At 59.5% G+C, this 23,864-nt stretch carries 21 protein-coding genes; 13 read left to right on the forward strand and 8 right to left on the reverse strand.

The annotated features are described in order from the left end of the window. Positions 1-17: 17 nt before the first annotated feature. The gene (gene nhaB / locus LRS40_RS16570) at positions 18-1,556 is read right to left on the reverse strand and encodes a sodium/proton antiporter NhaB (protein WP_231312108.1); all 1,539 of its coding nucleotides are present in this window, start codon (positions 1,554-1,556) and stop codon (positions 18-20) included. 198 nt (positions 1,557-1,754) lie between these two features. Here nhaB and fadR point away from each other — a divergent pair, with 198 nt between their 5' ends. Next, a complete protein-coding gene (gene fadR / locus LRS40_RS16575; protein WP_142489916.1) occupies positions 1,755-2,474 on the forward strand; it encodes a fatty acid metabolism transcriptional regulator FadR in 720 nt (239 codons plus the stop codon). A 102-nt stretch (positions 2,475-2,576) separates the two neighbouring features. Here fadR and LRS40_RS16580 read toward each other — a convergent pair whose 3' ends face one another. Continuing rightward, positions 2,577-4,109 carry a SpoVR family protein gene (locus tag LRS40_RS16580; RefSeq protein ID WP_156264025.1) on the reverse strand — a complete coding sequence of 511 codons (1,533 nt, stop codon included), beginning with the start codon at positions 4,107-4,109 and terminating at the stop codon, positions 2,577-2,579. 323 nt (positions 4,110-4,432) lie between these two features. On the opposite strand from LRS40_RS16580, the gene LRS40_RS16585 reads away from it, so the two are divergent. After that, positions 4,433-5,731, forward strand: a complete 1,299-nt coding sequence (locus LRS40_RS16585; protein ID WP_231312109.1) for a D-amino acid dehydrogenase — start codon at positions 4,433-4,435, stop codon at positions 5,729-5,731. 12 nt (positions 5,732-5,743) lie between these two features. Next, positions 5,744-6,814 carry a catabolic alanine racemase DadX gene (gene dadX / locus LRS40_RS16590; protein ID WP_231312110.1) on the forward strand — a complete coding sequence of 357 codons (1,071 nt, stop codon included), beginning with the start codon at positions 5,744-5,746 and terminating at the stop codon, positions 6,812-6,814. An 85-nt stretch (positions 6,815-6,899) separates the two neighbouring features. On the opposite strand, the gene LRS40_RS16595 is transcribed toward dadX, so the two are convergent. Next, positions 6,900-8,633: a potassium/proton antiporter gene (locus tag LRS40_RS16595; protein ID WP_231312111.1), complete on the reverse strand. Its 1,734-nt coding sequence runs from the start codon at positions 8,631-8,633 to the stop codon at positions 6,900-6,902. A gap of 98 nt (positions 8,634-8,731) precedes the next feature. Next, entirely contained in the window at positions 8,732-9,646 is a 915-nt protein-coding gene (ldcA, locus tag LRS40_RS16600) for a muramoyltetrapeptide carboxypeptidase (RefSeq protein WP_142489911.1), read from the reverse strand. A gap of 113 nt (positions 9,647-9,759) precedes the next feature. Between ldcA and emtA the strand changes: the two genes are divergently transcribed. Continuing rightward, positions 9,760-10,371, forward strand: coding sequence for a membrane-bound lytic murein transglycosylase EmtA (gene emtA / locus LRS40_RS16605; protein WP_142489910.1), 612 nt, complete (start codon positions 9,760-9,762; stop codon positions 10,369-10,371). A 36-nt stretch (positions 10,372-10,407) separates the two neighbouring features. Here emtA and LRS40_RS16610 read toward each other — a convergent pair whose 3' ends face one another. Next, positions 10,408-11,139, reverse strand: a complete 732-nt coding sequence (locus LRS40_RS16610; RefSeq protein WP_142489909.1) for a flagellar brake protein — start codon at positions 11,137-11,139, stop codon at positions 10,408-10,410. Between the two features lie 208 nt (positions 11,140-11,347). Between LRS40_RS16610 and LRS40_RS16615 the strand changes: the two genes are divergently transcribed. Continuing rightward, entirely contained in the window at positions 11,348-11,602 is a 255-nt protein-coding gene (locus LRS40_RS16615) for a GlsB/YeaQ/YmgE family stress response membrane protein (protein WP_142489908.1), read from the forward strand. Positions 11,603-11,701: 99 nt separating this feature from the next. On the opposite strand, the gene treA is transcribed toward LRS40_RS16615, so the two are convergent. Continuing rightward, positions 11,702-13,540 carry an alpha,alpha-trehalase gene (gene treA, locus LRS40_RS16620; RefSeq protein ID WP_231312112.1) on the reverse strand — a complete coding sequence of 613 codons (1,839 nt, stop codon included), beginning with the start codon at positions 13,538-13,540 and terminating at the stop codon, positions 11,702-11,704. Between the two features lie 228 nt (positions 13,541-13,768). Between treA and LRS40_RS16625 the strand changes: the two genes are divergently transcribed. The 3 genes from LRS40_RS16625 to LRS40_RS16635 all read left to right on the forward strand — a co-directional run bounded on the left by LRS40_RS16625 (position 13,769) and on the right by LRS40_RS16635 (position 16,293). Then, positions 13,769-14,566, forward strand: coding sequence for an OBAP family protein (locus tag LRS40_RS16625; RefSeq protein WP_231312113.1), 798 nt, complete (start codon positions 13,769-13,771; stop codon positions 14,564-14,566). A gap of 12 nt (positions 14,567-14,578) precedes the next feature. Further along, complete coding sequence (locus LRS40_RS16630) at positions 14,579-15,415, forward strand: MBL fold metallo-hydrolase (protein WP_231312114.1); 837 nt, start codon at positions 14,579-14,581, stop codon at positions 15,413-15,415. 128 nt (positions 15,416-15,543) lie between these two features. After that, positions 15,544-16,293, forward strand: a complete 750-nt coding sequence (locus LRS40_RS16635; protein ID WP_142489904.1) for a phage antirepressor KilAC domain-containing protein — start codon at positions 15,544-15,546, stop codon at positions 16,291-16,293. A gap of 16 nt (positions 16,294-16,309) precedes the next feature. Here the strand turns inward: LRS40_RS16635 and LRS40_RS16640 are convergent, their stop codons facing one another. Then, positions 16,310-17,266: an AraC family transcriptional regulator gene (locus LRS40_RS16640; RefSeq protein ID WP_231312115.1), complete on the reverse strand. Its 957-nt coding sequence runs from the start codon at positions 17,264-17,266 to the stop codon at positions 16,310-16,312. 115 nt (positions 17,267-17,381) lie between these two features. Between LRS40_RS16640 and LRS40_RS16645 the strand changes: the two genes are divergently transcribed. Then, positions 17,382-18,578: an MFS transporter gene (locus LRS40_RS16645; RefSeq protein WP_142489902.1), complete on the forward strand. Its 1,197-nt coding sequence runs from the start codon at positions 17,382-17,384 to the stop codon at positions 18,576-18,578. Between the two features lie 84 nt (positions 18,579-18,662). On the opposite strand, the gene hpaX is transcribed toward LRS40_RS16645, so the two are convergent. Next, a complete protein-coding gene (gene hpaX, locus LRS40_RS16650) occupies positions 18,663-20,045 on the reverse strand; it encodes a 4-hydroxyphenylacetate permease (protein ID WP_231312116.1) in 1,383 nt (460 codons plus the stop codon). A 278-nt stretch (positions 20,046-20,323) separates the two neighbouring features. On the opposite strand from hpaX, the gene LRS40_RS16655 reads away from it, so the two are divergent. From LRS40_RS16655 to LRS40_RS16670, 4 genes are all read left to right on the forward strand, one after another. After that, complete coding sequence (locus LRS40_RS16655) at positions 20,324-20,788, forward strand: MarR family winged helix-turn-helix transcriptional regulator (protein WP_231312117.1); 465 nt, start codon at positions 20,324-20,326, stop codon at positions 20,786-20,788. A gap of 334 nt (positions 20,789-21,122) precedes the next feature. Next, a complete protein-coding gene (locus LRS40_RS16660) occupies positions 21,123-22,247 on the forward strand; it encodes an amidase (RefSeq protein WP_231312118.1) in 1,125 nt (374 codons plus the stop codon). Positions 22,248-22,353: 106 nt separating this feature from the next. Further along, positions 22,354-23,481, forward strand: coding sequence for an acyl-CoA dehydrogenase family protein (locus LRS40_RS16665; protein WP_231312119.1), 1,128 nt, complete (start codon positions 22,354-22,356; stop codon positions 23,479-23,481). 21 nt (positions 23,482-23,502) lie between these two features. Further along, positions 23,503-23,859: an IacB protein gene (locus tag LRS40_RS16670; RefSeq protein ID WP_142489897.1), complete on the forward strand. Its 357-nt coding sequence runs from the start codon at positions 23,503-23,505 to the stop codon at positions 23,857-23,859. Positions 23,860-23,864 lie beyond the last annotated feature (5 nt).

Consider the following 23,864-nt stretch of genomic DNA (forward strand, 5'->3'; position numbering starts at 1 on the left):
TTACCCGCCTGACTCACTTAATGCGTCGCCAGTATACCCGTCTGTAACATCCATTGGGTAAAAGGAATGAGGGTAATTTTGACGCACAACAAACCGATGCAGGTTAATACCACCGTATAGGGCAGAGCCATCCACACCATCCGGCCATAAGAGAGTCTTATCAGCGGCGCCAGCGCCGAGGTGAGCAGGAACAGGAACGCCGCCTGGCCGTTTGGCGTGGCGACGGAGGGCAGGTTGGTCCCGGTGTTGATCGCTACCGCCAGCAGTTCAAACTGTTGCTGGTTTATCGCCCCGCCCTGTAACGCGGTTTTGGCCTCATTGATATAGACCGAGCCGACAAACACGTTGTCGGAGATAGCCGACAGCAGGCCGTTAAACAGATAGAAGAGCGACAGCTGGGCATCTTGCTCGGCCTGTAGCACGTAGCGGATGATCGGCGCAAACAGCTGCTGGTCGACTATTACCGCCACCACCGCGAAAAAGACCGCCAGCAGGGCAGTAAAGGGCAGCGCTTCGGTAAAGGCTTTGCCGATAGCGTGCTCGTCGGTCACGCCGGTGAAGGAGGTCGCCAGGATGATCACCGACAGGCCAATCAACCCCACCTCCGCCAGATGAAACGCCAGGGCGATAATCAGCCAGACGCCAATCATCCCCTGAAAAATCAACGCCAGCTTCTGTTGACGGGTCCGCTGGCTGCGGCTCTCATCATCGTAACGCTGCAATACTTCGCGAACCTGAGTCGGGAGCAGGGTGCCGTAACCAAACCATCTGAATTTCTCCACCAGCCAGCAGGTCAGCAGGCCGCACACCAGCACCGGCACGCTGACCGGGGCCACCCGCAGGAAAAACTCGGTAAAGTTCCAGCCCACGGCTTTGGCGATGATCAGGTTCTGCGGCTCGCCGACCATGGTCATCACCCCACCCAGCGCGGTGCCCACGCCGGCGTGCATCATCAGGCTGCGCAGGAAGGCGCGAAACTGCTCCAGCACCTCGCGCTGTTTGTTATCAACCTTGCTGTCATCATGCAGGTTATCTTCCGGCTGGGCGGAGGCCACCCGGTGATAGATCCCGTAGAAGCCGACGGCGACGCTGATCACCACCGCCACCACCGTCAGGGCATCGAGGAAGGCCGATAAAAAAGCGGCCGCGATGCAGAAGGCCAGCGACAGCATCGTTTTTGAGGGGATACTCAGCAGCAGGCGGGTGAAGATAAACAGCAGCAGCTGCTTCATAAAGTAGATCCCGGCCACCATAAACATCAGCAGCAGGAGCACTTCCAGATTCGACGCCAGCTCCTCTTTCACATGCTCTGCGCTGGTCATGCCGATCGCCACCGCCTCAATGGCCAGCAGGCCGCCCGGCAGCAGGGGATAACATTTCAGCGCCATCGCCAGGGTAAAGATGAACTCGGCCACCAGTAACCAGCCTGCGGCAAACGGGCTCACGAGAAAGATAAGAGGATTGATAACCAGAAAAATAATAAGGGTCAGTTTGTACCAGTCAGGCGACTGGCCTAAAAAATTGCGCCAGAAGGCGCGGCTATAAGACATTTCCACAACAGATTTCCTTGCCCGTCACATAATTACGTTTTAAGTATACGCAAACTGACACATGGAGGGGGCGTCAGGCCTGACTTTTAAATGATAAAAATAAAACGGCGATCCCTTTTTTCTCGCCTCGCTGCGCTATCTGCCTCTGCCTGCCTCTGGTATGATGAGTGAATTTTGTAAAAAGCAGTTAATGGAAAACTCACTATGGTCATAAAGGCGCAAAGCCCGGCGGGTTTTGCGGAAGAGTACATTATCGAGAGCATCTGGAATAACCGATTCCCCCCTGGCTCGATACTTCCCGCAGAACGCGAACTCTCTGAACTGATTGGCGTCACACGTACCACCTTACGTGAAGTGTTGCAGCGACTGGCCCGCGATGGCTGGCTGACGATCCAACACGGCAAACCGACCAAAGTGAATAACTTCTGGGAAACGTCGGGCCTGAATATTCTTGAAACGCTGGCGCGCCTCGATCACGAGAGCGTACCGCAGCTGATCGATAATCTGCTCTCAGTGCGTACCAACATCGCCACCATCTTTATCCGTACGGCGTTTCGCCAGCATCCGGATAAGGCGCTGGAAGTGCTGGCCCGTGCTACCGCCGTGGAAGATCACGCCGATGCCTTCGCCCTGCTGGATTACAACGTCTTCCGCGGCCTGGCTTTTGCCTCCGGCAACCCGATCTACGGCCTGATCCTCAACGGCATGAAAGGGCTCTATACCCGCATCGGTCGTCACTACTTCGCCAACCCGGAAGCCCGCAGCCTGGCGCTCGGCTTCTACCATAAGCTGAGCGAGCTGTGCTCTGAAGGGTTGCACGACCAGGTGTACGAAACCGTGCGTCGCTACGGTCGTGACAGCGGCGAGATCTGGCACCGGATGCAGAAGTCCCTGCCGGGCGACCTGGTGATCCAGGGGCGCTAAAATAAAAAACCTCTCGCTTGAGAGGTTTTTTTTCGCCCGATGTCTGGATTTCGTAGGCCGGGTAAGGCGTAGCCGCCACCCGGCAAAACAGGCCGCACCGAACTACAACATATTGCCTTTAACCGGGCACCGCTCCAGCAGCTCCACGCTGCCGTCTTCGTTCTGTTGCTCAAGCATAATGTCAAAGCCCCACAGGCGGTGCACATGCTTCAGCACTTCCTTGCGCCCTTTATCCAGCGGCGCGCGGTTGTGCGGAATATAGCGCAGCGTCAGGGAGCGATCCCCGCGCAGATCCACATTCCAGACCTGAATATTCGGCTCAAGGTTGCTTAAGTTGTACTGGGCCGAGAGGCGGGAGCGGATCTCACGATACCCCTCTTCATTGTGGATCGCCGAAATCTCCAGGTAGTTGTTGTGATCGTCATCCAGCACCGTAAACAGGCGGAAATCACGCATCACCTTCGGCGACAGGAACTGACTGATAAAGCTCTCATCCTTGAAGTCGCGCATCGCGAAATGGAGCGTCTCCAGCCAGTCGGACCCGGCGATATCCGGGAACCAGTATTTATCCTCTTCCGTCGGGTTCTGACAGATACGCTTGATGTCCTGGAACATGGCAAAGCCCAGCGCATACGGGTTAATGCCGCTGTACCACGGGCTGTTGTAAGGCGGCTGGAACACCACGTTGGTGTGGCTGTGCAGGAACTCCAGCATAAAGCGTTCTGTCACTTTGCCTTCGTCATACAGGTGGTTAAGGATGGTGTAGTGCCAGAAGGTCGCCCAGCCTTCGTTCATCACCTGAGTCTGTTTTTGCGGATAGAAGTACTGGCTCACCTTACGCACGATGCGCAGGATCTCACGCTGCCACGGCTCCAGCAGCGGGGCGTTCTTCTCCATAAAGTAGAGCAGGTTCTCCTGCGGCTCGGAAGGGTAGCGGCGCGCTTCCACTACCGTTTTCTCTTCTTCACGTTTCGGCAGGGTACGCCACAGCGTATTCACCTGGCTTTGCAGATACTCTTCGCGGCTTTTCTGCCGGGCTTTCTCCTCCTGCAGGGAGATCTTCTGCGGACGTTTGTAGCGATCCACGCCGTAGTTCATCAGCGCATGGCAGGAGTCCAGCAGCTTTTCGACCTCATCCACGCCGTAGCGCTCTTCACACTGGGTGATGTAGTTACGGGCAAAGATCAGGTAGTCGACAATCGAACTGGCATCGGTCCAGCTGCGGAACAGGTAGTTATTTTTGAAAAACGAGTTATGTCCGTAGCAGGCGTGCGCCATCACCAGCGCCTGCATGGTGATGGTGTTCTCTTCCATCAGGTAGGCAATGCAGGGGTTGGAGTTGATAACGATCTCATACGCCAGCCCCTGCTGACCGTGTTTATACAGCCGTTCGGTTTCAATGAATTTTTTGCCAAACGACCAGTGGGTATAGTTAATGGGCATCCCGACGCTGGAGTAAGCGTCCATCATCTGTTCGGAGGTAATGACTTCAATCTGATGGGGATAGGCATCCAGACGGTAGAGTTTCGCCACCCGGTCAATTTCCGCCAGATAGGTGTCCAGCAGCTCGAATGTCCAGTCGGGTCCATCGCTCAGACGTGTGGTGTCCTTATTCATGGAATCAATAGTAGCCATTAGCGCGCCCTCATTGTTGGTAGCTCTCTCTGTCTGGAGAACCTCTTTTCAAGCATAGAACACGCCATTCAAAAGCGTGCTGGCACGCTATTTTTTTCTTTGCGATTTCCCGTTTTCCACATGACGAAAAAGGGGTGTCTCGCAGAATAATATGCTGGTTAAAAATGCCGCGCAGCAGGAGATGCCAAAACCGCGCTACCCGCGTCAGCAGGGGAAGGTGTGAGTTATGTCACCATAAAAAAGGCCTATGTTGAATAATATTTTCAGCTGGGTTATCAATATGTAATCAGAAGATTGTTCTTTTGCTTATTAAGGGAGTGGCTATGCGTGTTGTCATACTGGGAAGTGGCGTCGTTGGCGTAACCAGCGCCTGGTACCTGAGTCAGGCCGGGCACGACGTGACCGTCATCGATCGTGAGCCGGGTCCGGCGCTGGAGACCAGCGCCGCCAATGCCGGGCAAATTTCTCCGGGCTATGCGGCGCCCTGGGCGGCCCCGGGTGTGCCGCTGAAGGCGATTAAATGGATGTTCCAGCGCCATGCGCCGCTGGCGATCAGTCTCGACGGCACCCAGTTTCAGCTCAAGTGGATGTGGCAGATGCTGCGCAACTGCGACACCTCACACTATATGGAAAACAAAGGGCGGATGGTGCGTCTGGCGGAGTACAGCCGCGACTGCCTGAAAGCGCTGCGCGCCACCACCGGCATTCAGTATGAAGGCCGCCAGGGGGGCACGCTGCAGCTGTTCCGCACCGCCCAGCAGTACGAAAACGCCACCCGCGATATCGCCGTTCTTGAGGATGCCGGGGTGCCGTATCAGCTGCTGGAAGCCAGCCAGCTGGCGCAGGTCGAACCGGCGCTGGCGGAGGTCGCCCACAAGCTCACCGGCGGCCTGCGTCTGCCCAATGACGAAACCGGCGACTGCCAGCTCTTCACCCAGAATCTGGCCCAGATGGCCGAGCAGGCGGGGGTTAAATTCCGCTACAACACCTCAGTCGATAAGCTGCTGTACGAAGGGGAGAATATCTACGGCGTGCTGTGCGGCGACGAGGTGGTAAAAGCCGACGCCTACGTGATGGCGTTTGGCTCTTACTCCACGGCGATGCTGAAGGGCATCGTCGATATTCCGGTCTACCCGCTGAAGGGTTACTCGCTGACGATCCCGGTGAAAGAGGACAGCGGTGCCCCGGTTTCAACTATCCTTGATGAAACATACAAAATCGCGATCACCCGTTTTGACAATCGGATCCGCGTGGGAGGAATGGCGGAAATCGTCGGCTTTAACACCGAGCTGCTGCAGCCGCGTCGGGAAACGCTGGAGATGGTCGTGGGCGACCTCTTCCCGCGGGGCGGTTATATCGAACAGGCGACCTTCTGGACCGGGCTGCGCCCGATGACCCCGGACGGTACGCCGGTGGTGGGCCGCACCCCGTTTAAGAACCTGTGGCTCAACACCGGACACGGTACGCTGGGCTGGACGATGGCCTGCGGTTCAGGGCAGTTGCTCAGTGATTTGATCTCCGGGCGCACACCGGCTATTCCGTTTGATGATTTAAGCGTCGCGCGCTACCGTCCGGGGTTCACTCCGTCACGTCCACAGCATTTACACGGCGCGCATAACTAACAAGGAGTCGTCATGTCACGTCCTGTTGTGGCTCAGCTGGATCTGCAGGCCCTGAAAGATAACCTGCACATTGTCCGTCGCGCTGCGCCAGCTTCCCGGGTCTGGGCGGTAGTCAAAGCCAATGCTTACGGCCACGGTCTGGATCGCATCTGGAGCGCATTAAGCGCGACCGATGGCTTTGCGATGCTGAATCTGGAAGAGGCGATCCTGCTGCGCGAGCGCGGCTGGAAAGGGCCGATCCTGATGCTCGAAGGCTTCTTTAACAGCGATGAACTGCCGCTGTTCGATAAGTACCGCCTGACCACCAGCGTGCACAGCAACTGGCAGGTCAAGGCGTTGCAGAATGCAAAGCTGCACGCTCCGCTCGATATCTACCTGAAAGTGAACAGCGGCATGAACCGTCTCGGTTTCCCGCCGGATCGGGTTCACAGCGTCTGGCAGCAGCTGCGGGCGGTGAAAAACGTCGGCGAAATGACGCTGATGGCCCATTTTGCCGATGCGGAAAAGCCGGACGGCATCACGGAGCCGATGATGCGCATTGAACAGGCGGCGGAAGGGCTGAACTGTCCGCGTTCGCTCTCTAACTCAGCGGCGACCCTCTGGCACCCGGAAGCGCATTTTGACTGGGTGCGACCGGGGATTATTCTCTACGGCGCGTCACCTTCCGGCCAGTGGCAGGATATCGCCAACAGCGGCCTGAAGCCGGTGATGACCCTGCGCAGTGAAATCATTGGCGTCCAGACCCTGAAAGCGGGGGATACCGTGGGCTACGGCAGCCGCTATCGTGCCTCGGGCGAGCAGCGCATCGGCATTGTCGCCGGGGGCTATGCCGACGGCTATCCGCGCATTGCCCCTTCCGGTACCCCGGTCTGGGTGGACGGCGTGCGCACCGGCACGGTGGGCACCGTGTCGATGGATATGCTGGCGATCGATCTCACCCCCTGCCCGCAGGCCGGGATCGGCACGCCGGTTGAGCTGTGGGGAAATGAGGTGAAAGTGGATGATGTCGCCGCCGCGGCGGGCACAATAGGCTACGAGTTGTTAACCGCGTTAGCCCCGCGGGTGCCCGTCATTACGGTGTAAAGTCGTTGTAGGCCGGGTAAGGCGTAGCCGCCACCCGGCATGAACGCCGGAGCCAAACGCCGGGTGGCGCTTACGCTTACCCGGCCTACTCCTCGATATCCTCCGCCACGCGCACGCCCACTTTCCGCACCCTGTTATCTTCTTTCTCCGCCACCGTCCAGATCATCCCGGCAAACTCCACCTGATCACCCACGACCGGCGCGGCACCGAGCAGCTTCTGGATAATTTCGCCCAGGGTCTGCTGGTTATCCCGATACTCCAGCCCTTCATCCAGGCCGTAGATCAACGCCACGTCGGCAAATTTGGCGCTGGCTTCGAGAATAAAATCCCCAAAGAAGCGCTGATCCAGCGCCACCGGCGGTGACTGGCTGAACAGCTTACCGAGGGCAGGGAGGTCGCGCTCGCGGCCAATTACGCAGAGAATATCCCCCTCGCGCAGCCGGGTGCTCCCGGTCGGGTGCAGCAGGGCATTATCGCGGAACAGGGCGGCAATGCGCGTCTCTTCAGGCATATGCAGATCCCGCAGCGAAGCCCCCACGCACCACTTGTCGGCGCTGAGCTGGTAGACAAACTGTTCCCACGGATTCTCCGGATGCAGATCCAGCCCGACGCGTGAGACCGGCCAGCCCACCGGCGGGATCACCACTTTGGCCTTTTTCGCTGCCCACGACAGGGAAGTCCCCTGGAACAGCAGCGACACCAGCACCACGAAGAAGGCCACGTTGAAGAACAGGCGGGCGTTGTCCAGCCCGGCCATCATCGGGAACACCGCGAGGATAATAGGGACCGCGCCGCGCAGCCCCACCCAGCTGATAAACACCCGCTCGCGCAGGTTAAATCCCTTAAACGGCAGCAGGCCGGCAAACACCGACAGCGGACGGGCAAAGAAGATCATCCATATCGACAGCAGCAGCGCCGGAATGGCAATCGGCAGCAGATCCGACGGCGTCACCAGCAGCCCCAGCACCAGGAACATGCCGATTTGCGCCAGCCAGGCGAGGCCGTCAAAGTTCTGCAGAATGCCAAAGCGGTTGCGGATCGGCCGGTTCCCGAGAAGGAAGCCACACAGGTAGACCGCCAGAATGCCGCTGCCGTCCATCGCGGTGGTGAGAGCGAAAATCAAAATCCCGCCGCTCAGGGCCAGCAGCGGGTAAAGCCCGGCAGGCAGCGAGATACGGTTGATCATCTGTTGCAGCAGGTAGCCGCCGGCGAGACCAATGATGATCCCGAGGCCAAACTGCTGAATGATGTGCCAGGCGAACATCCAGCTCAGGCTGGTTTCATGCTGCTGGATCATCTCAATCAGGGTGATGGTAAGAAACACCGCCATCGGGTCGTTGCTGCCGGACTCAATCTCCAGCGTCGAGCCGACACGTTCGTTCAGCCCTTTGCCGCCCAGCAGCGAAAAGACCGCCGCGGCATCGGTCGAGCCGACAATGGCGCCAATCAGCAGGCCTTCCATGATATCCAGCTTAAACAGCCACGCTGCCATCATCCCGGTCAGGCCGGAGGTGATGAGCACCCCGACCGTCGCCAGCGACAGGGCCGGCCCCAGCGCCACGCGAAACGAGCTGGCCTGGGTGCGCATCCCGCCATCCAGCAGGATCACCGCCAGCGCGAGGTTACTGATCATGTAGGCAAAGGGGTAGTTATCGAAGGGGATCCCCCCGACGCCATCAACGCCCGCCAGCATGCCGATGGCGAGGAAAATAACCAGAATGGGGATGCCGAGACGAGAAGAAAACGAACTCAATAATATACTGCAGGTTACAAGAACTGAACCCAGGATAAAAAGACTGATTATTGCTGCGGCATCCAATGTGTGCGTACTCCCTGCGTGACGCGATGACTGTTATTAAAACCCTAACATATTAATGCCCCTTACAGCGTGCTAATCCGGCGCTTAAGAGGCTTTTTTTATGCCTTAATCACCGGATGTCCGCTCAGGGTTAAACAGGTCTTACCTGCGGCGTGAACAAGCGTAGCCTGCGCACCCAGCGGCAGAGTGACGGTCTTCTGTTCGTGGCCGAAATCGAGCCCGCTGATGATCGGCACCGACACCCGGGCGCGCAGATAATCGATCATGGTCGCCAGATCGTAGCCGGCATCGTAATCATTGGCAGTCGCGCCGCTAAAACTGCCGAGCACAATCGCCTGCTGACGGTCGAGAATGCCCGCGTGATGCAGCTGCAGCAGCATGCGCTCAACGCGGAACGGGTGCTCGTTGATATCTTCCAGCACCAGAATGCCGTTCTCAATGGCGGGCAGCCAGCGGGTGCCGATCAGCGACACGACCATCGCCAGATTGCCGCCCCACAGCTGGCCTGCGCGTTCACACGCCGGGCCCTCGCCCTGCCACTCCACGGAATAAGTGCTGTTTTGCAGCGCGCGCCAGAAGTGATCCAGGGTAAAAGCGTTCAGCTCCGGTGCGCCAAAGTTGCCCGCCAGCATCGGGCCGCTGAAGGTGATGACGTTATGCAACGCCAGCAGGCCGAGCTGGATGACGGTGAAATCGCTGTGGCCGCAAATCAGCAGCGGGTCCTGCTGCTGGCGTTCGGCCAGCCCCTGCCAGTCGATCTGCTCCAGCAGGCGGCTGGCGCCGTACCCCCCGCGCACCGCCAGTACAATCTGGTTGGCACCCGGCAGGCGAGCGAGGGCGTTTATGTCGCTCAGGCGCTGCGCCTCGGTTCCGGCAAATCGCTGCTGACGGCGGGGTATAATTATCTGATTTTGCACCTGATGCCCGTCGTCCAGTAAACGCGCAACGCCCCGGTGGGCCGCTTCCTGATTAATGCAGTAACCTGATGGTGCGATGAGATGAAACTGAGACATGGCATTTCCTTGCTGACTTATAAATCTAAATGTATATATCATGCCGCCTGAGCGCGTCCTTCATCAAGCGGAGGATAGGGTAACAGCGATGAATGACCATAAGGACAGATGACGTGAAATTGAGATGGTTTGCTTTTTTGATTGTGTTGCTTGCAGGCTGTAGTTCAAAGCAGGATTACAAAAAACAGGAATGGAACCCGGAAGTCCCGGTGAAACGGGCGATGCAGTGGATGCCGATCACTGAAAAAGCCGGTGCTGCTTGGGGCGTCAGCCCGCGTCTGGTGACCGCCATCATTGCGGTTGAGTCGGGCGGGAACCCGAATCTGGTCAGTAAATCGAACGCGGTGGGCCTGATGCAGCTGAAAGCCTCCACCGCCGGGCGGGAAGTCTACCGCCATATGGGCTGGAGCGGACAGCCATCCACCAGCGAGCTGAAGAACCCGGAGCGCAATATTTCGATGGGTACTGCCTATCTGAGTATTCTGGAGCACGGGATCCTGCAGGGAATTGAGGACCCGGAAGTGATGCAGTATGCGCTGGTGGTTTCCTACGTTAACGGGGCAGGCGCGCTGCTGCGCACCTTCTCCTCGGATCGCAAAAAGGCGATTGCCGAGATCAACGACCTGGACAAAGACGAGTTCTTTGAGCACGTTGTCAACAATCACCCCGCTCCGCAGGCGCCGCGCTATATCTGGAAAGTGCAGAAGGCGATGGACGCCATGTAATCCGTTGCCGGGCCGCCACGCGCTGCCCGGCCGCGATTAACGCACCTTGTTGGCGCGCTCCCGCGCTTCACGCTCCAGCGAGTAGATAATCCGCTGCAGTTCCCGCTCCGGGCCTGGCCCGACATTGAGAAAACGGAAGCTCAGACGCGGCGTGGTGATGGTTTCGTTTTTGCTGTCCACCACTTTACGTTCGCTCACCGTGATCAGCTGCGCATCGAAGAAAAAGCGACCCCAACCGCCCATATCCAGTTCGATTTGCGAAAAGCGCATCCCTTCGACCAGAGCGTCGGGTTTAGCGCTATCCATCAATGCCCCCATGCCGCCCAGGGAGAGATCGTGCAGGCGAAAACGGATCACGCTCTTGTCCGGCATTTTGGCTTTACAGAAGTAGGCCGGATGCAGCGGAGCATTGATGCGGAAATATTCCCGTCGCTGGATACACCATACCGATGCCGGCAGCGAGGTGATAAAGGCGGGCAGCCCCTGCCAGGTTCCCTGTTCCAGCCGCGGCAGCTCGAACTCCACTTTCGCCCCCTGGGTGTCGGCGGCCACGGTGATGGTTTCTGCGCGCAGCACCGCACGGTTTTCGTACTCCTGGCTGCCTAAATCCATCACCAGCCGCTCTGGCGTTGCATCCAGAATTTTGCTGATGAACTGGTTGTTCCCCCAGCTGATACGCACGGGAACATTCTGTTTTTGCAGATCGCGTAATACCCCTAATACAGCCAGCGGATTAGTTTTCAGGAACTGCTCACTGTAATTACTCACGCCCCAGGGCTCCTCGATAAATGACAGTCTGTGGTTGCGTTATCGGCAGGCAACGGCGGAACTTAATACAAACCAGCAATTATTTTTTTTCGCCACAGCCGCAATTAAGTCAGTGTCCTCAATATGGTTTTCCGGCTATTGCCTATACTTATATGACTTGCGCGGGCGGGTGTTCTGCGCAAGCTTAACTCTGCAAGAGGGCATCACTATGGGTATTATCGCCTGGATTGTATTTGGTCTGATTGCTGGTGTTATCGCAAAATTCATCATGCCGGGACGGGATGGTGGCGGTTTTATTGTGACCTGTATCCTTGGGGTCGTAGGTGCGGTTGTCGGCGGCTGGCTGGCAACGATGTTTGGCATCGGCGGCAATGTATCCGGATTTAACCTGCAAAGTTTTCTGGTCGCCGTGGTGGGCGCTATTCTCGTGCTACTGGTTTACAGGATGGTACGACGCGCCTGACACACGTAAAAACGGCTCTTTTGTAAGAGCCGTTTTTTTGTGCGGTTTTCCCTGCAATATCGCCGGGTGGCGGCTGCGCCTTACCCGGCCTACGACACTTTACTGCCCGACACTCTTCTGCGTTTCCGCCGGTTCATCGTTAGCGGCTGGCTGCGACGTGGCGTTGCCGCTGGTCGCCGGTGGCGTCGTTACCGAGGGTTGATCGCTTGTTGCCGCAGGTTGGTTACTGGTGGCCGGTGCGGGAGTGGCTGCTGGTTGATTACCGGTCGCCACTGGGGTGGTGGCCGCCGGTTCATCATTAGCCGCAGGCTGCTGGGCTGGCAGTTTGTCGCAAGGGTTGGCCTGCGGGCAAACCAGATCCAGCATCTTCAGCGTTACGCCGTTGGTCCAGCCAAAGCCGTCCTGCAACGGATATTCGCCGCCACCGCCGCCCGTACCGGTGGTGGACACATCATATTTCTCCACCAGCTTCTGCTCGCGATCGTAGGTGTGCTGGACGTTGGTAAGGAAGCGCCAGGTAACGTCCATCGCCACTTTTTTATGCCCGTAGTTCTGCAGGCCTTCGGTGGCGACCCACTGCAGCGGTGCCCAGCCGTTTGGCGCATCCCACTGCTGGCCGCTGTTGACGTTGGTCGTCGCGATCCCGCCGGCTTTCAGCAGCTGGGCCTCGGCGGCCGTGGCCGTTTTGTCCGCACGCTCCTGCGAGGCTGCCTGCACGTACAGCGGGAACAGCGCCGCGGCGGTCAGCTGATCGCGCACCTGTTTGGTTTTCAGATCGTAATCCGCATACCAGCCCTGTTTGTCGTTCCACAGATAGCGCTCCATCGCTTTCTGGCGATCGGCTGCCAGACCCTCGTAACGGCTGGCCGCCGCGCTGTCCCCGCCGTCCTGACTGGCCTTCGCCAGCAGTTTTTCCATCTTGAACATCAGGGCATTCAGATCCACCGGCACGATGCTGGTGGTGCGGATCGTCCCCAGCTGCTGCGGATCGTCCATCCAGCGTGAGCTAAAGTCCCAGCCGGAGGCGGCGGCGGAACGCAGATCGCGGTAGATCTCGGTCGCCGGGCGGTTGGGGTATTTTTTCGCCGTGTTGATATCATCCAGCCAGGATTCCGGGCGTGGGGTATCGCGATTGTCCCAGTAGCGGTTCAGCACGGCACCATCGTCCAGCTTCACCACCCGCTGGCTGGCCTGCCCCGGCTGGAGGGCATCCACCCCTTCCATCCAGTAGGCGTACTCTTTTTCCATCTGCGGACGGTATTTCTTCAGCGCCTCGCTGTCGTGGGTCGCCAGCAGCTCGACCATCAGGGAGAAGAACGGCGGCTGGGAGCGGCTCAGGTAGTAACTGCGGTTGCCGTTGGGGATATGGCCCCAGCTGTCCAGCTCATAAGCGAAGTTCGCCACCATATCGGCGACTTTGTCCCAGTGGCCGCTCTCGGCCAGACCCAGCATGGTGAAGTAGCTGTCCCAGTAGTAGATCTCGCGGAAACGCCCGCCCGGCACCACGTAAGGTTTCGGCAGCGGCAGCAGCGAATCCCACTTCCCGGCGCTGGAGGTGGTGCGCGTCAGCACCGGCCACAGGCCGTCGATATGCGCGCGCAGGCTCTGTCCGGCAGGCGGAACGTACTTTTCCTTTTCCGTCGGCAGGGTAAAGTTCATGTCAACAAAGTGACGCAGGTCGAAGCCGGACTGTTTGCGCTGCATGTGGTAATCGGCAAGGATCGCCTGGGGATCGTTTTTCGGTACGGCATCGGCAAAGGTTTTTTGATCGGGGAAGAGCTTGGCGCTTTGCACGTCGTTAAACAGCGGCCCGAACAAAATGTCCGGGGGTTGTTTCTGGGCGCTGGACGAGTCGTCCGCATAGCTGAAGGCGGTGATCCCAAGCAGGATGCCGCCAATCGCCAGCCGCAGTGTGGCGGGGCGTTGAGGTCTCATCATGGTTGTTCTCCTAAGTTCGCTGGGCAGCGTGGCCGCTGTCATCAATCACCTGAAAACCTTAGACGAATCTTAGCCATTTCGCGTGTCGGATAGCGCATTTTGCGCATATCCAGACAATTTACCGTTGCGGATGGATCGGAGCGAAGCCGCTGTTTTTTCACATATATGCCGGAACAATCCTCACATCTGCACTACCTTCATAACCAGGCTAAGTGAAAGGGAGTGCCAATGAAATCTTTACCTTTGATCGTTCCAGCCATCCTGCTTCTTGTCTGCTGCGGGGCAAACAACTCACCGCCGCAGGCCCCCATCCCCGGTGAAAGCACCTCCGCCAAAATGCGCACCCTGGAAACGGGCGCCCAGGTGATTCAGTCCCGCCCGCCGGTGGAGGCCATCAGCGCGTATCTCGACGGCTTTCATTTTTACAGCGGGGATAAAAACGGACAGATGGAGGCCCATCACTACGTGACGGTGCTCAATGAAGACGTGATGCAGGCGGTTATTTATGACGGTAATACGAAGGATGCCCGGCTGATGGGCGTCGAGTACATCATCAGCGAGCACCTGTTTAATACCCTGCCGCCGGAGGAGAAAAAGCTCTGGCACAGCCATCAGTACGAAGTGAAATCGGGCAGCCTGGTGGCCCCCGGCCTGCCGGCGGTGGCGGACAAGGCGCTGATGAGCAAAATCGTCAACACCTACGGCAAAACCTGGCATACCTGGCATACGGATCGCGACAAAACCCTGCCGCTCGGCATTCCGGCCCTGATGATGGGCTTTACCGGGGAAGGGCAGCTCGACCCGGCGCTGCTGGCGGATCGCGATCGGCGTCTGGGGATCGATACGCAGGAGATTAAACGTCAGCGTGCCGATATCGTTGCCCACCCGGTGGCGAAGGGCGCCAATGCCTGGCAGCAGGGCGAGGTCATCCAGCTCCGGCGCGTGCAGGGCAGCGGTGAACACGGTCACGGCGACACTACGCATTTTGGCACGTCCGAACAGAGTCAGCAGACGCAATCACGTTGATGAGGAGGCGATATGAAGATCCATCACCTTAACTGCGGGTGCATGTGCCCGCTGGGCGGCGCGTTTTACGACGGTTTCAGCAAGGGGCTGCATGCGCACCTGGTCTGCCACTGCCTGCTGATCGAAACCGAGCGCGACGGGCTGGTGCTGGTGGATACCGGCTTCGGCCAGGGGGACGTGCGCGAGCCCTCCAGGCTGTCGGGCTTTTTCCGGGTGCTGAATAACATCCAGCGCCGGGAGTCGCTCACGGCCCGCGCCCGGGTCGAGGCGCTGGGCTTCAGCGTGGCGGACGTCCGCCATATCATTCTGACGCACCTGGATTTCGATCATGCGGGCGGGCTGACCGATTTCCCCCACGCGCGCATCCACTTAATGCAGCAGGAGATCGACACCGCGCAGCAGCGCCACAGCTGGCTGCAGCGGGAGCGCTATCGCCCCGGGCAGTGGAGCGCCACCTCTGGCTGGGACGGCTATCAGGTGCAGGGCGAGCGCTGGTTTGGCTTCGACGCGGTAACGGCCCTGAACGGACTGCCGCCGGAGATCCTGCTGGTGCCGCTGGCCGGGCACACGCCGGGGCACGCCGGGATTGCCATCCAGCAGCCGCAGGGGTGGCTGCTCCACGGCGGCGACGCCTGGTTTTACCGGGATGAGATGCGCCAGCCGCAGCGCCACTGTACTCCCGGGCTGCGTTTTTACCAGTGGATGATGGCAATGGACAACGATGCCCGGCGGCGCAACCAGCAGCGGCTGCGCGAGCTCTCCTGCACCCATGCCCACGACATCACTTTTTTCTGTAGCCATGATGCGCGGGAGCTGGAAAGTCTGGCGACGCAGCCAAAACCGTCCTGATTACCGGAACTTAGGCGTGGCCTGCTTTTGCGGGGATACGCTTAAAAATTATACTGGATATTTGAACAGGTATTTGTATACTATTAGAGCAAATTACCCGAGTAATGTATGAGTGAGGGGTGAAACCTATGGTAATTCCTGTTCAAAATTTCCAGTCCAACAACCAGCTTGCCACCATCAGCAGCCGTGAGATCGCAAAAATGACCGGCATTGCCCATACCGAGGTGAAGCGCATGGTGAAGAGTCTGGAAACAGCGCAGCGTCTTTCGCAGCCGGTAACGGCCAGTCTGTACGAGCGCGAAGGTGAAACGCGGCAGGAGTTTTTGCTGAACAAACGCGACTCCCTGCTGACGGTTTCACGCATCTCCCCGGGCTTCACGGCTGCCATGCTGGATCGCTGGCAGGAGCGTGAGAGAAACGCCAATATCCCGGACTTTACCAACCCGGCGGCGGCGGCACGCGCCTGGGCCGAGCAGTATGAAAAATGCCACCGGGCGGAGGAGCAGCTTGCGCTCTGGGCCCCAAAGGCGGTCTTTTTTGACCAGTTCGTCAGAGTGAAAGAGGCGATGGGTTTTCGTCAGCTCTGTAAGATGCTCAAGGCTAAAGAGCCGCAGTTCCGCGAGTTCCTGCTGGAGCGCAATATCATGCAGCGCGTCGGCGGCAATCTGGTGCCGCCGCAGCACCATATCGACGCGGGCTATTTTACGCTGCACAGCGGCGTGGGCGAAAACCAGCACACCTGGTCTCAGGCGCGCTTTACCGCGCGCGGCGTGAAATGGGTGGCCGATCTGTGGTCAAAACATCTCTCCACGCTCACCATCGAACTGCCCCGCGAGGAGCGCAGCGAAGGCACACCGTCGCAGCAGAGCTGGCTTTAACCGCTAATCGAACCGGTCAGATCTCCTGTGGGGTGTGGCCGGCTTCGCGTAATGCCCCCGGCGACTGGCCGACAATCCGCTTAAACGCCCGGCTGAAGGCCGCCAGCGAGCCGTAGCCGAGGCGCAGGGCCACGGTCTCAATCGCCTGATTCTCCTGGCCGATATACTGGATCGCCAGCCGCATCCGCAGCTCGGTCAGGTATTTCGCCGGGGTCGTGCCGGTAGCCGAGAGAAACCGCTCGGCAAACACCGACCGCGACGTTCCTGCCTCTTTTGCCAGCTCCGCCACGCTCCAGTTAACTCCCGGCTGCTGGTGCATGGCGTAGATCGCCCGGCTGAGGCGCGGATCGCGCAGCACCTGGATCCAGCCGGTGGCTTTTCCGCACCCGGCCTCGACCCAGCCGCGCACAATCAGCGCCGCCACCACGTCCGCCAGCCGGGCGAGGATCCCGGCAAATCCCACCTGACGGGTCATCGACTCGCGCTCCATCGCCTCCAGCAGAGGATGGATCTCCGGCCAGGTGGTCATCAAACGGCTGACCATCATCACCTCCGGCATCGCCTTGATCAGCGGCTGCATCCCGCCGAGATCGAAATCCATACACCCGCTAAATATCACCACGTTGTCGCTGTCCGGGCAGGGCTCGCAGTGGATATCGCAGACGCTGTTGCAGATCGGCTCGCTGGGAAAGGCCGAGACCGGGGTCACCGTCGCGTCGTCTCCGGAGAGCAGGGCATGAGCATCGCCGTTGGGGATAAACACCGCGTCGCCGCTGTTCAGCGCGAAGCGCGCTCCGCTGTGCATCCGCAAGACCGCCGGACCGCGGCTGATAAAGTGGAACTGGGCTTTTCCCGCGGCCGCGCTGAAGGCCACGCCAAAGGGCATGCTGGCCTCAATCCGGCGGTACTTCACCCCCGACAGGCGCATTCCGCGCAGTAACTCACTGATCAAATCAGGCGACTGGAGCGTCATTTCTCGATTCCCGGACGAATAATCAATAAGTGGAGATTATATGTCATAGATCGTCCGCGGTGAACTGCCTATGCTTTGCGACATACATCACATTTTCCTGACGGGAGTAGTACAAATGCATTCATCCATCGCCGCAAATGATACCAGCGCCCCGGCCAGACCCGCCTGGCGCGCGGTCTGGTCGCTGGGGCTGGGGGTATTCGGCCTGATTGTCGCCGAGTTTCTGCCTGCCAGCCTGCTGACGCCCATGGCTGCCAGTCTCGGCGTCAGCGAAGGGGTGGCCGGGCAGTCAGTGACCGCCACCGCGCTGGTGGCGCTGGTCACCGGCCTGCTGATCACCTCCGCCACCAAAAGCATCGACCGCCGCTGGGTGCTGATGTTCTTCTCGGTCCTGCAAATTATCTCCAGTCTGATGGTCGCCTTCGCGCCGACGCTGCACGTCCTGCTGATGGGCCGCTTGCTGCTCGGCGTGGCGATTGGCGGCTTCTGGGCAATGTCCACCGCCACCGCGATGCGTCTCGTGCCCGCCAGCGACGTGCCAAAGGCGCTGGCCATTATCTTCTCCGGGGTGTCGATTGCCACCGTGGTGGCCGCGCCGCTGGGTAGCTATCTCGGCAGCCTGATCGGCTGGCGTAACGTCTTTATCCTCTGCGTGGTGCCCAGCGCGCTGGCCCTGCTGTGGCAGCTGTGGGTACTGCCGTCGATGCGTCCGGAGAACAGCGGTAGCCTCAGCACGCTGTGGCGGGTTCTGCGTCGTCCGGGGATGATCGGTGGCCTGCTGGCGACTATTTTGATCTTCAGCGGCCATTTCGCCTTCTTTACCTATTTGCGTCCGTTCCTCGAGACGGTGGGGCAGGCGAGCGTGGAAACCATTTCCCTGATCCTGCTTGGCTTTGGCGTGGCAAACTTCGTCGGCACCTCTATTGCCGGGCATCTGCTGGCGCGCAACCTGCGCCTTACCCTGGCGCTGGTGCCGTTCGCGATGGGGATCCTGGCGTTGCTGATGGTGGCCTTTGGGCATCTGGCGCTGGTCGACGGCCTGCTGGTGAGCCTGTGGGGCTTCGCCTTCGGTCTGGTACCGGTAGGCTGGTCAACCTGGCTGGCGACCACCGTCACTGACGAGGCCGAAAGCGCGGGCGGACTCATGGTCGCCGCGATCCAGCTGGCGATCGGCGCCGGTGCGGCAGGGGGCGGGGCGGTGTTCGATCTCAACGGGGCCAGCGGGGTATTTACCGCCAGCGGCGTGCTGCTGGTCGCAGCGATGGTGATGGTGTTTGCCGGGGTAAGGGTGAAACCGGTCGCGGCGGAGTAAGTTTGCATGCCCGGCGGCGCTGCGCTTGCCGGGCCTACAAAAACCGTAGGCCGGGTAAGGCGTAGCCGCCACCCGGCGATGCCACTACTGCTGCGCGGTATTTTTCATTGGAATCAACGAAATCACCACCGCGCCCAGCACCAGGAAACCAGCCACCATAAAGATCCCGGCGTTGAAGTTGCCGGTGACATCCTTCATCCAGCCCATCAGCAGCGGCCCCAGCGCGGCACCGGTCATCCCGGTGGCGTTGATCACCGCAATCCCCAGGGCACGGGCGCGCAGCGAAATAGAACGGTCCGGCGTGGTCCAGAAGATCACCATCGCCGCAAAGGCACCGGATGAAGCCATCACGATCCCGGTGAACTGCAACATCGGATCGCTGCTGGTGGCGGTCAGGATCCAGCCTGCGGCGGCAAACAGGTACGGCAGCAGGGTGTGAACTTTACGCTCGTTGCGCTTATCGGAACGTTTACTCCACCAGACCATCGCCACTATGGTACAGACCTGCGGGATGGCGCTCAGGATCCCGATGGTCACGTTGCTGCTCTCCTCGCTGATGCTGCGCAGGATCAGCGGCGTCCAGACGCTGAGGGCGCTCAGGGTGTTGGTCAGGCAGAAGTAGGCGAGGGTGTAGAGCATGATGGTCGGGGTGAACAGCTCCCGCATCAGGCTGCCCTGTTTCGGCGCCAGCGCGGCCCGCTCCCGCTGCTGGGTGCTCTCAGCATTCAGGCGATCCGCCTCCAGCATCTCCTTCAGGCAGGCCTTGTCATCCTGGGTCAGCCAGCGGGCTTTGTCCGGGCTATCGTCCAGCCAGAACCAGACCACGAAGCCCAGAATCACTGACGGGAAGCCTTCCAGCAGGAACAGCCACTGCCAGCCCTTCAGGTTCATCACCCCATCGAGGTTCAGAATGTACCCCGAGGCCAGCGAGCCCAGCGCCATCGTCACCGGCATGGCAATCATAAACAGGGCGTTAGCGCGGGCGCGGTAGTGGGCCGGGAACCAGAAGGTTAAATAGAGCAGCAGGCCCGGCAGGAAGCCGGCTTCAGCGATCCCCACCAGCATGCGCAGCACGTACAGGCTACCAGGGCCGGTGGCGAACATGGTGGCGGTGGATGCAATCCCCCAGACCACCATCAGAATGGCGATCCAGCGCCGGGCGCCCACGATACTCAGCATTACATTGCTGGGGATCCCGCAGATAACATACATCACGTAAAACAGGGTGGTCGCCAGGCCAAACATGGTGCTGGTGAGGCCCAGATCTTTGCCCATCGTCAGCCCGGCAAAGCCGATGTTGATCCGATCCAGGTACGAGAAGACGAACAGGATGAACAAAAAAGTGATTAGCCTGCGGAATAACTTTTTGATCACCCGCTGTTGACGCGGATCGAGCGCGGCGTCAGCAGGCGAAGGTGGAGCCAGCACGTCAGCGCGTGTCTGTTCCAGCGATGGACTCTCGTTCATGAAAAGCTCCACATTGCGGTTATAGGTATTGTTGTTTCGTGCAACCTGAACACGTGCGCTAACGTATAGGAAATCGCACACATAAACGTCAATGTTATGTTTGAAAAATGATACGCAATTGTTTATCACGTAGCGTTTTCGAATCATATTGCGATGTCGATCGGCTTTCGTGGCGCGCAGGTAATAAGAGAAGGCATTGCCGGGCGTGAAGAGGCTATAGCGGGCGGACAATAGCGGGTATAATTGCGGCCATTGCATCACTTCTGGAACGTCATTTCATGAGTCAAACCACACCATCGTCAGACACCGGCTCCTCTTTTCATCGCGAAGAGTTCCCGTTCTACTGGATCGTTAATGTCTATGCGCGCTACACGCAAGTTATGGAAATCACACTGAAAAAGGTGCAGCTCGATGTTTCCCGCTTTCGGGTGCTGATGATTACCGAGCAGTACGGTAAGGCCAGCATCTCGCAGATCTCCGAATATGCGATGACCAAGATGCCGACCGTCACCAAAATTGTTGGTCGCCTGCGTGATGACGGCCTGGTGACCACCGCCAGCAGCGCGCAGGACGCCAGGGTGACCGAGGTGATGCTCACTGATGCCGGACGTGAAAAAGTGGCCGAGGCGCACCGCCTTACCAGCAAGGTTTTTGAGAAGGGTTTTAAAGGGATGACCGCCGCCCAGATGGAAAAAATGAACCTCTCGCTGGCGAAGGTACTCGATAACCTGAACGAGCTTTGAAGCGGCCGCAGGGAGAATTGCGGATTTGTGACAGCCTTAAAAATTTCAGATAATCTAATTTAAAACAATGAGTTAATAAAAAGCCGCGCTGAGTCCCAGCGCGGCTTTTTTTTCATTTCCGTGCAGTTTTAATTGTTATTAATCATCATCATACCCCTCTCGCCTGCAAGTGTTATAAAAATGTTTCCATGTTATTTTTACGTAAAATTAACGTGAAAAATTACTTGAATATTCATCTAAATATTCCATCATTGACCTGAGTTCACGTGGGTCGAATCGCAGCGAAGACTGCCCCGTCCGAATATGATTCGTTTTTCTGTCTAAGGTGCGAATTATGCAGCCTGTTACTGAGAGCAATGGTTACGTAGCACGGTTTACCCTCGGCGAGGGCGACCTCAGCTTCGCGGTGAAAGACACCCTCGACATCGCAGGCTTCCCGACCCGCGCCGGCTGTCCGGCACTGGCGTCCAACCCGGCGGCGGAACAGCATGCCGAGGTGGTGGCGACCCTGCTCGGACAGGGCTGCGTCCTGACCGGAAAAACCACCCTGCATGAGCTGGCGTTTGGCGTCACCGGGGTTAACCCCTGGGGCGGCACGCCGATTAACCCGCGTTTCCCTGACTTGATACCCGGCGGCTCCTCCAGCGGCTCGGCCGCGGTGGTGGCTGCCGGAGGGGTGGATTTCGCCCTCGGCACCGATACCGGCGGCTCGGTGCGGATGCCCGCCGCCTGCTGCGGGATCCTTGGCTTAAAACCCACCTACGGCCGGCTTAGCCGGGCAGGGGTGATGCCCGCTCACAGCTCGCTGGACTGCGTGGGCATCTTTGCCCGCAGCAGCAGCGTCCTGCGCCAGGTGCTGACCCGTCTTGCCCTTCCGGTCGACGCGCCCGTGACCACGCTGCCCGCGATGGGCTTTATCCCGACGGCCACGAGCGACATAGACGCGCTGCTGCTGAATTTCCTCGCGCAGTGGGACCTGCGCCCGCAGCAGGTTGATCTCCCCCTGCTGGGCGATGCTCATCGCGCCGGGCTGACCCTCATCAGTCGCGAAAACTGGCAGGCCTTTAATCCCTTACTGAGCGACGACAGAGTGTCTGCCGACGTGGCAACCCGCATTCGCGCCGGAGCCAGTATCGATGTTAATGCCCTGAATGGCGCTGAAGATATCCGCCGGGCATTCACCGCCCAGGTCGATGCCCGGCTGGCGAACACCCCGCTGCTGGCGCTGGCAACCCTGCCGGAACTGCCCCCGACCCTGGACGAGGCGAAAGACCCGCTGAGCGTGGTCAACCTCACCCGGCTGGTGCGCCCGTTCAACCTCAGCGGCCATCCGGCGCTGACCCTGCCTGCGGGCACGCTTGGTGGCCGTCCGGTGGCGTTGCAGCTGATCGCCGCCAAAGGGCAGGAGGGCCTGCTGATCCAGGCCGCCGAATGGCTGGCTGAACGACGACGCCGCTAACCATCCCGTTTTACCGCGCCCGGTTTTAACAATAACTCAGTGAGTACCACTCATTGCGGCAGCGCTCGTCTCTCTGCGGGCCGCACACTCTTTTCGGGAGGAAGCTATGTCAGCCATTCATGTTCGTGAGGAGCTCGTTCCACTGCTGAATGACGTTGCGGCCCGCAGCGCCGATTTTGAGCAGCAGCGTCATATCTCTGACGACATCATCGCCCGGTTTAAGCAGGTCGGCGTCTACCGCGCGCTGGTCCCCAAAATCTATGGCGGCAAGGAGTGCTCTCCGGCGCAGTTCTGTGAGCTGATCGAGCAGATCGCCACCGCCGATGGCTCCGCAGGCTGGGTCGCCAGCTTCGGCATGAGCCCGTTTTATCTCGGGGCGTTGCCAACGGACACCCTGAAAGCGCTCTACCGCGACGGCCCGGACGTGGTCTTCGCTGGCGGTATCTTCCCGCCGCAGAAGGCGGTGCTGGCCGACGGCGGCTACCGCGTCAGCGGCCGCTGGGGCTTTGCCAGCGGCAGCATGGGCGCCTCGGTGTTTGGCGTCGGCATCCTGCCGGAAAGCGGCGAACCTCTGCCGCGGATGGCGGTTCTGCCGCGTGATTGCGTGCAGATCGACCCGGTGTGGAACACCGTCGGTCTGGCCGGAACCGGCAGCCACGATCTGGTGGTTAACGATGCCTTTGTGCCCCAGGAGTGGACCTTCGTGCGCGGCGGCGCCCTTAACCTCGACGGGGCGCTCTATCGCTATCCGGTGCTGTCTCTCGCCACTCAGGTGCTCTCGGTGGTGGCGCTCGGCGTGGCCCGCGCCGCCCTGAATGAAATCTATGCCATAGCTCATCGTCAGCAGTCGGTGACCGGTGCCCCACGGCTGGCCGACCGCCCGCAGGCGCAGATGCAGATTGCCCGCTGCGAAGCGGATCTGCGCTCCGCCCGGGCCTGGTTCTACGACGCCATCGACGATGTCTGGCAGTGCATTCTCGCCGGGGATGAGCCCGTCAGCGAGCAGATCAACGCCCTGCGGCTCTCCTCTACCCACGTCACCCGCGTGGCCGCCGAGGTCACCCGCCAGGCGCTGGCGCTGAACGGCATGGGCGGCATCACCATGAAAAGCCCGCTGCAACGCTACGTGCGCGACACCATGGTGATCACCCAGCACGCCTTTATGGGCGACCTCTCTTATCTCAACGCCGGTACGGTCTATTTCGGTGGCCAGCCTCTGCCGGGTTATTTGTAATTTTGACGAAAGGAGCAACAGATGAGCCAGACAACAACCTTACGCGTGCTGTTTTGCATCGGCGTGAACCAGAACTTCTTTGATGCCACCCCGGCGGAAGCCAAACAGGTGTGGGGCGCGTTCGGCGTGATGATGAAAGGCATCGACGAAACCCAGGGCATCCGGGTGATCGGCAACATGGACGACGACCGTCTGATGGTTGGCCCGTCTACGACCTCCCCGTGGACCACCTACGTGCTGGCCGATGCCGACAACCTCGACAGCGTGGTGGCCGCCTGCAACCTGTTCCGCACCACCCCGGTGGGCGACGGCGAGAGCAAGCTGTGGAAGTACTGCAAGATCGAAGCCCGCGTCGGGCGTGAACTGATCATTCAGTAACGGAG

It is taken from the genome of Leclercia sp. G3L (assembly GCF_021117075.1).
GTDB classification, from domain to species: domain Bacteria; phylum Pseudomonadota; class Gammaproteobacteria; order Enterobacterales; family Enterobacteriaceae; genus Enterobacter; species Enterobacter adecarboxylatus_C.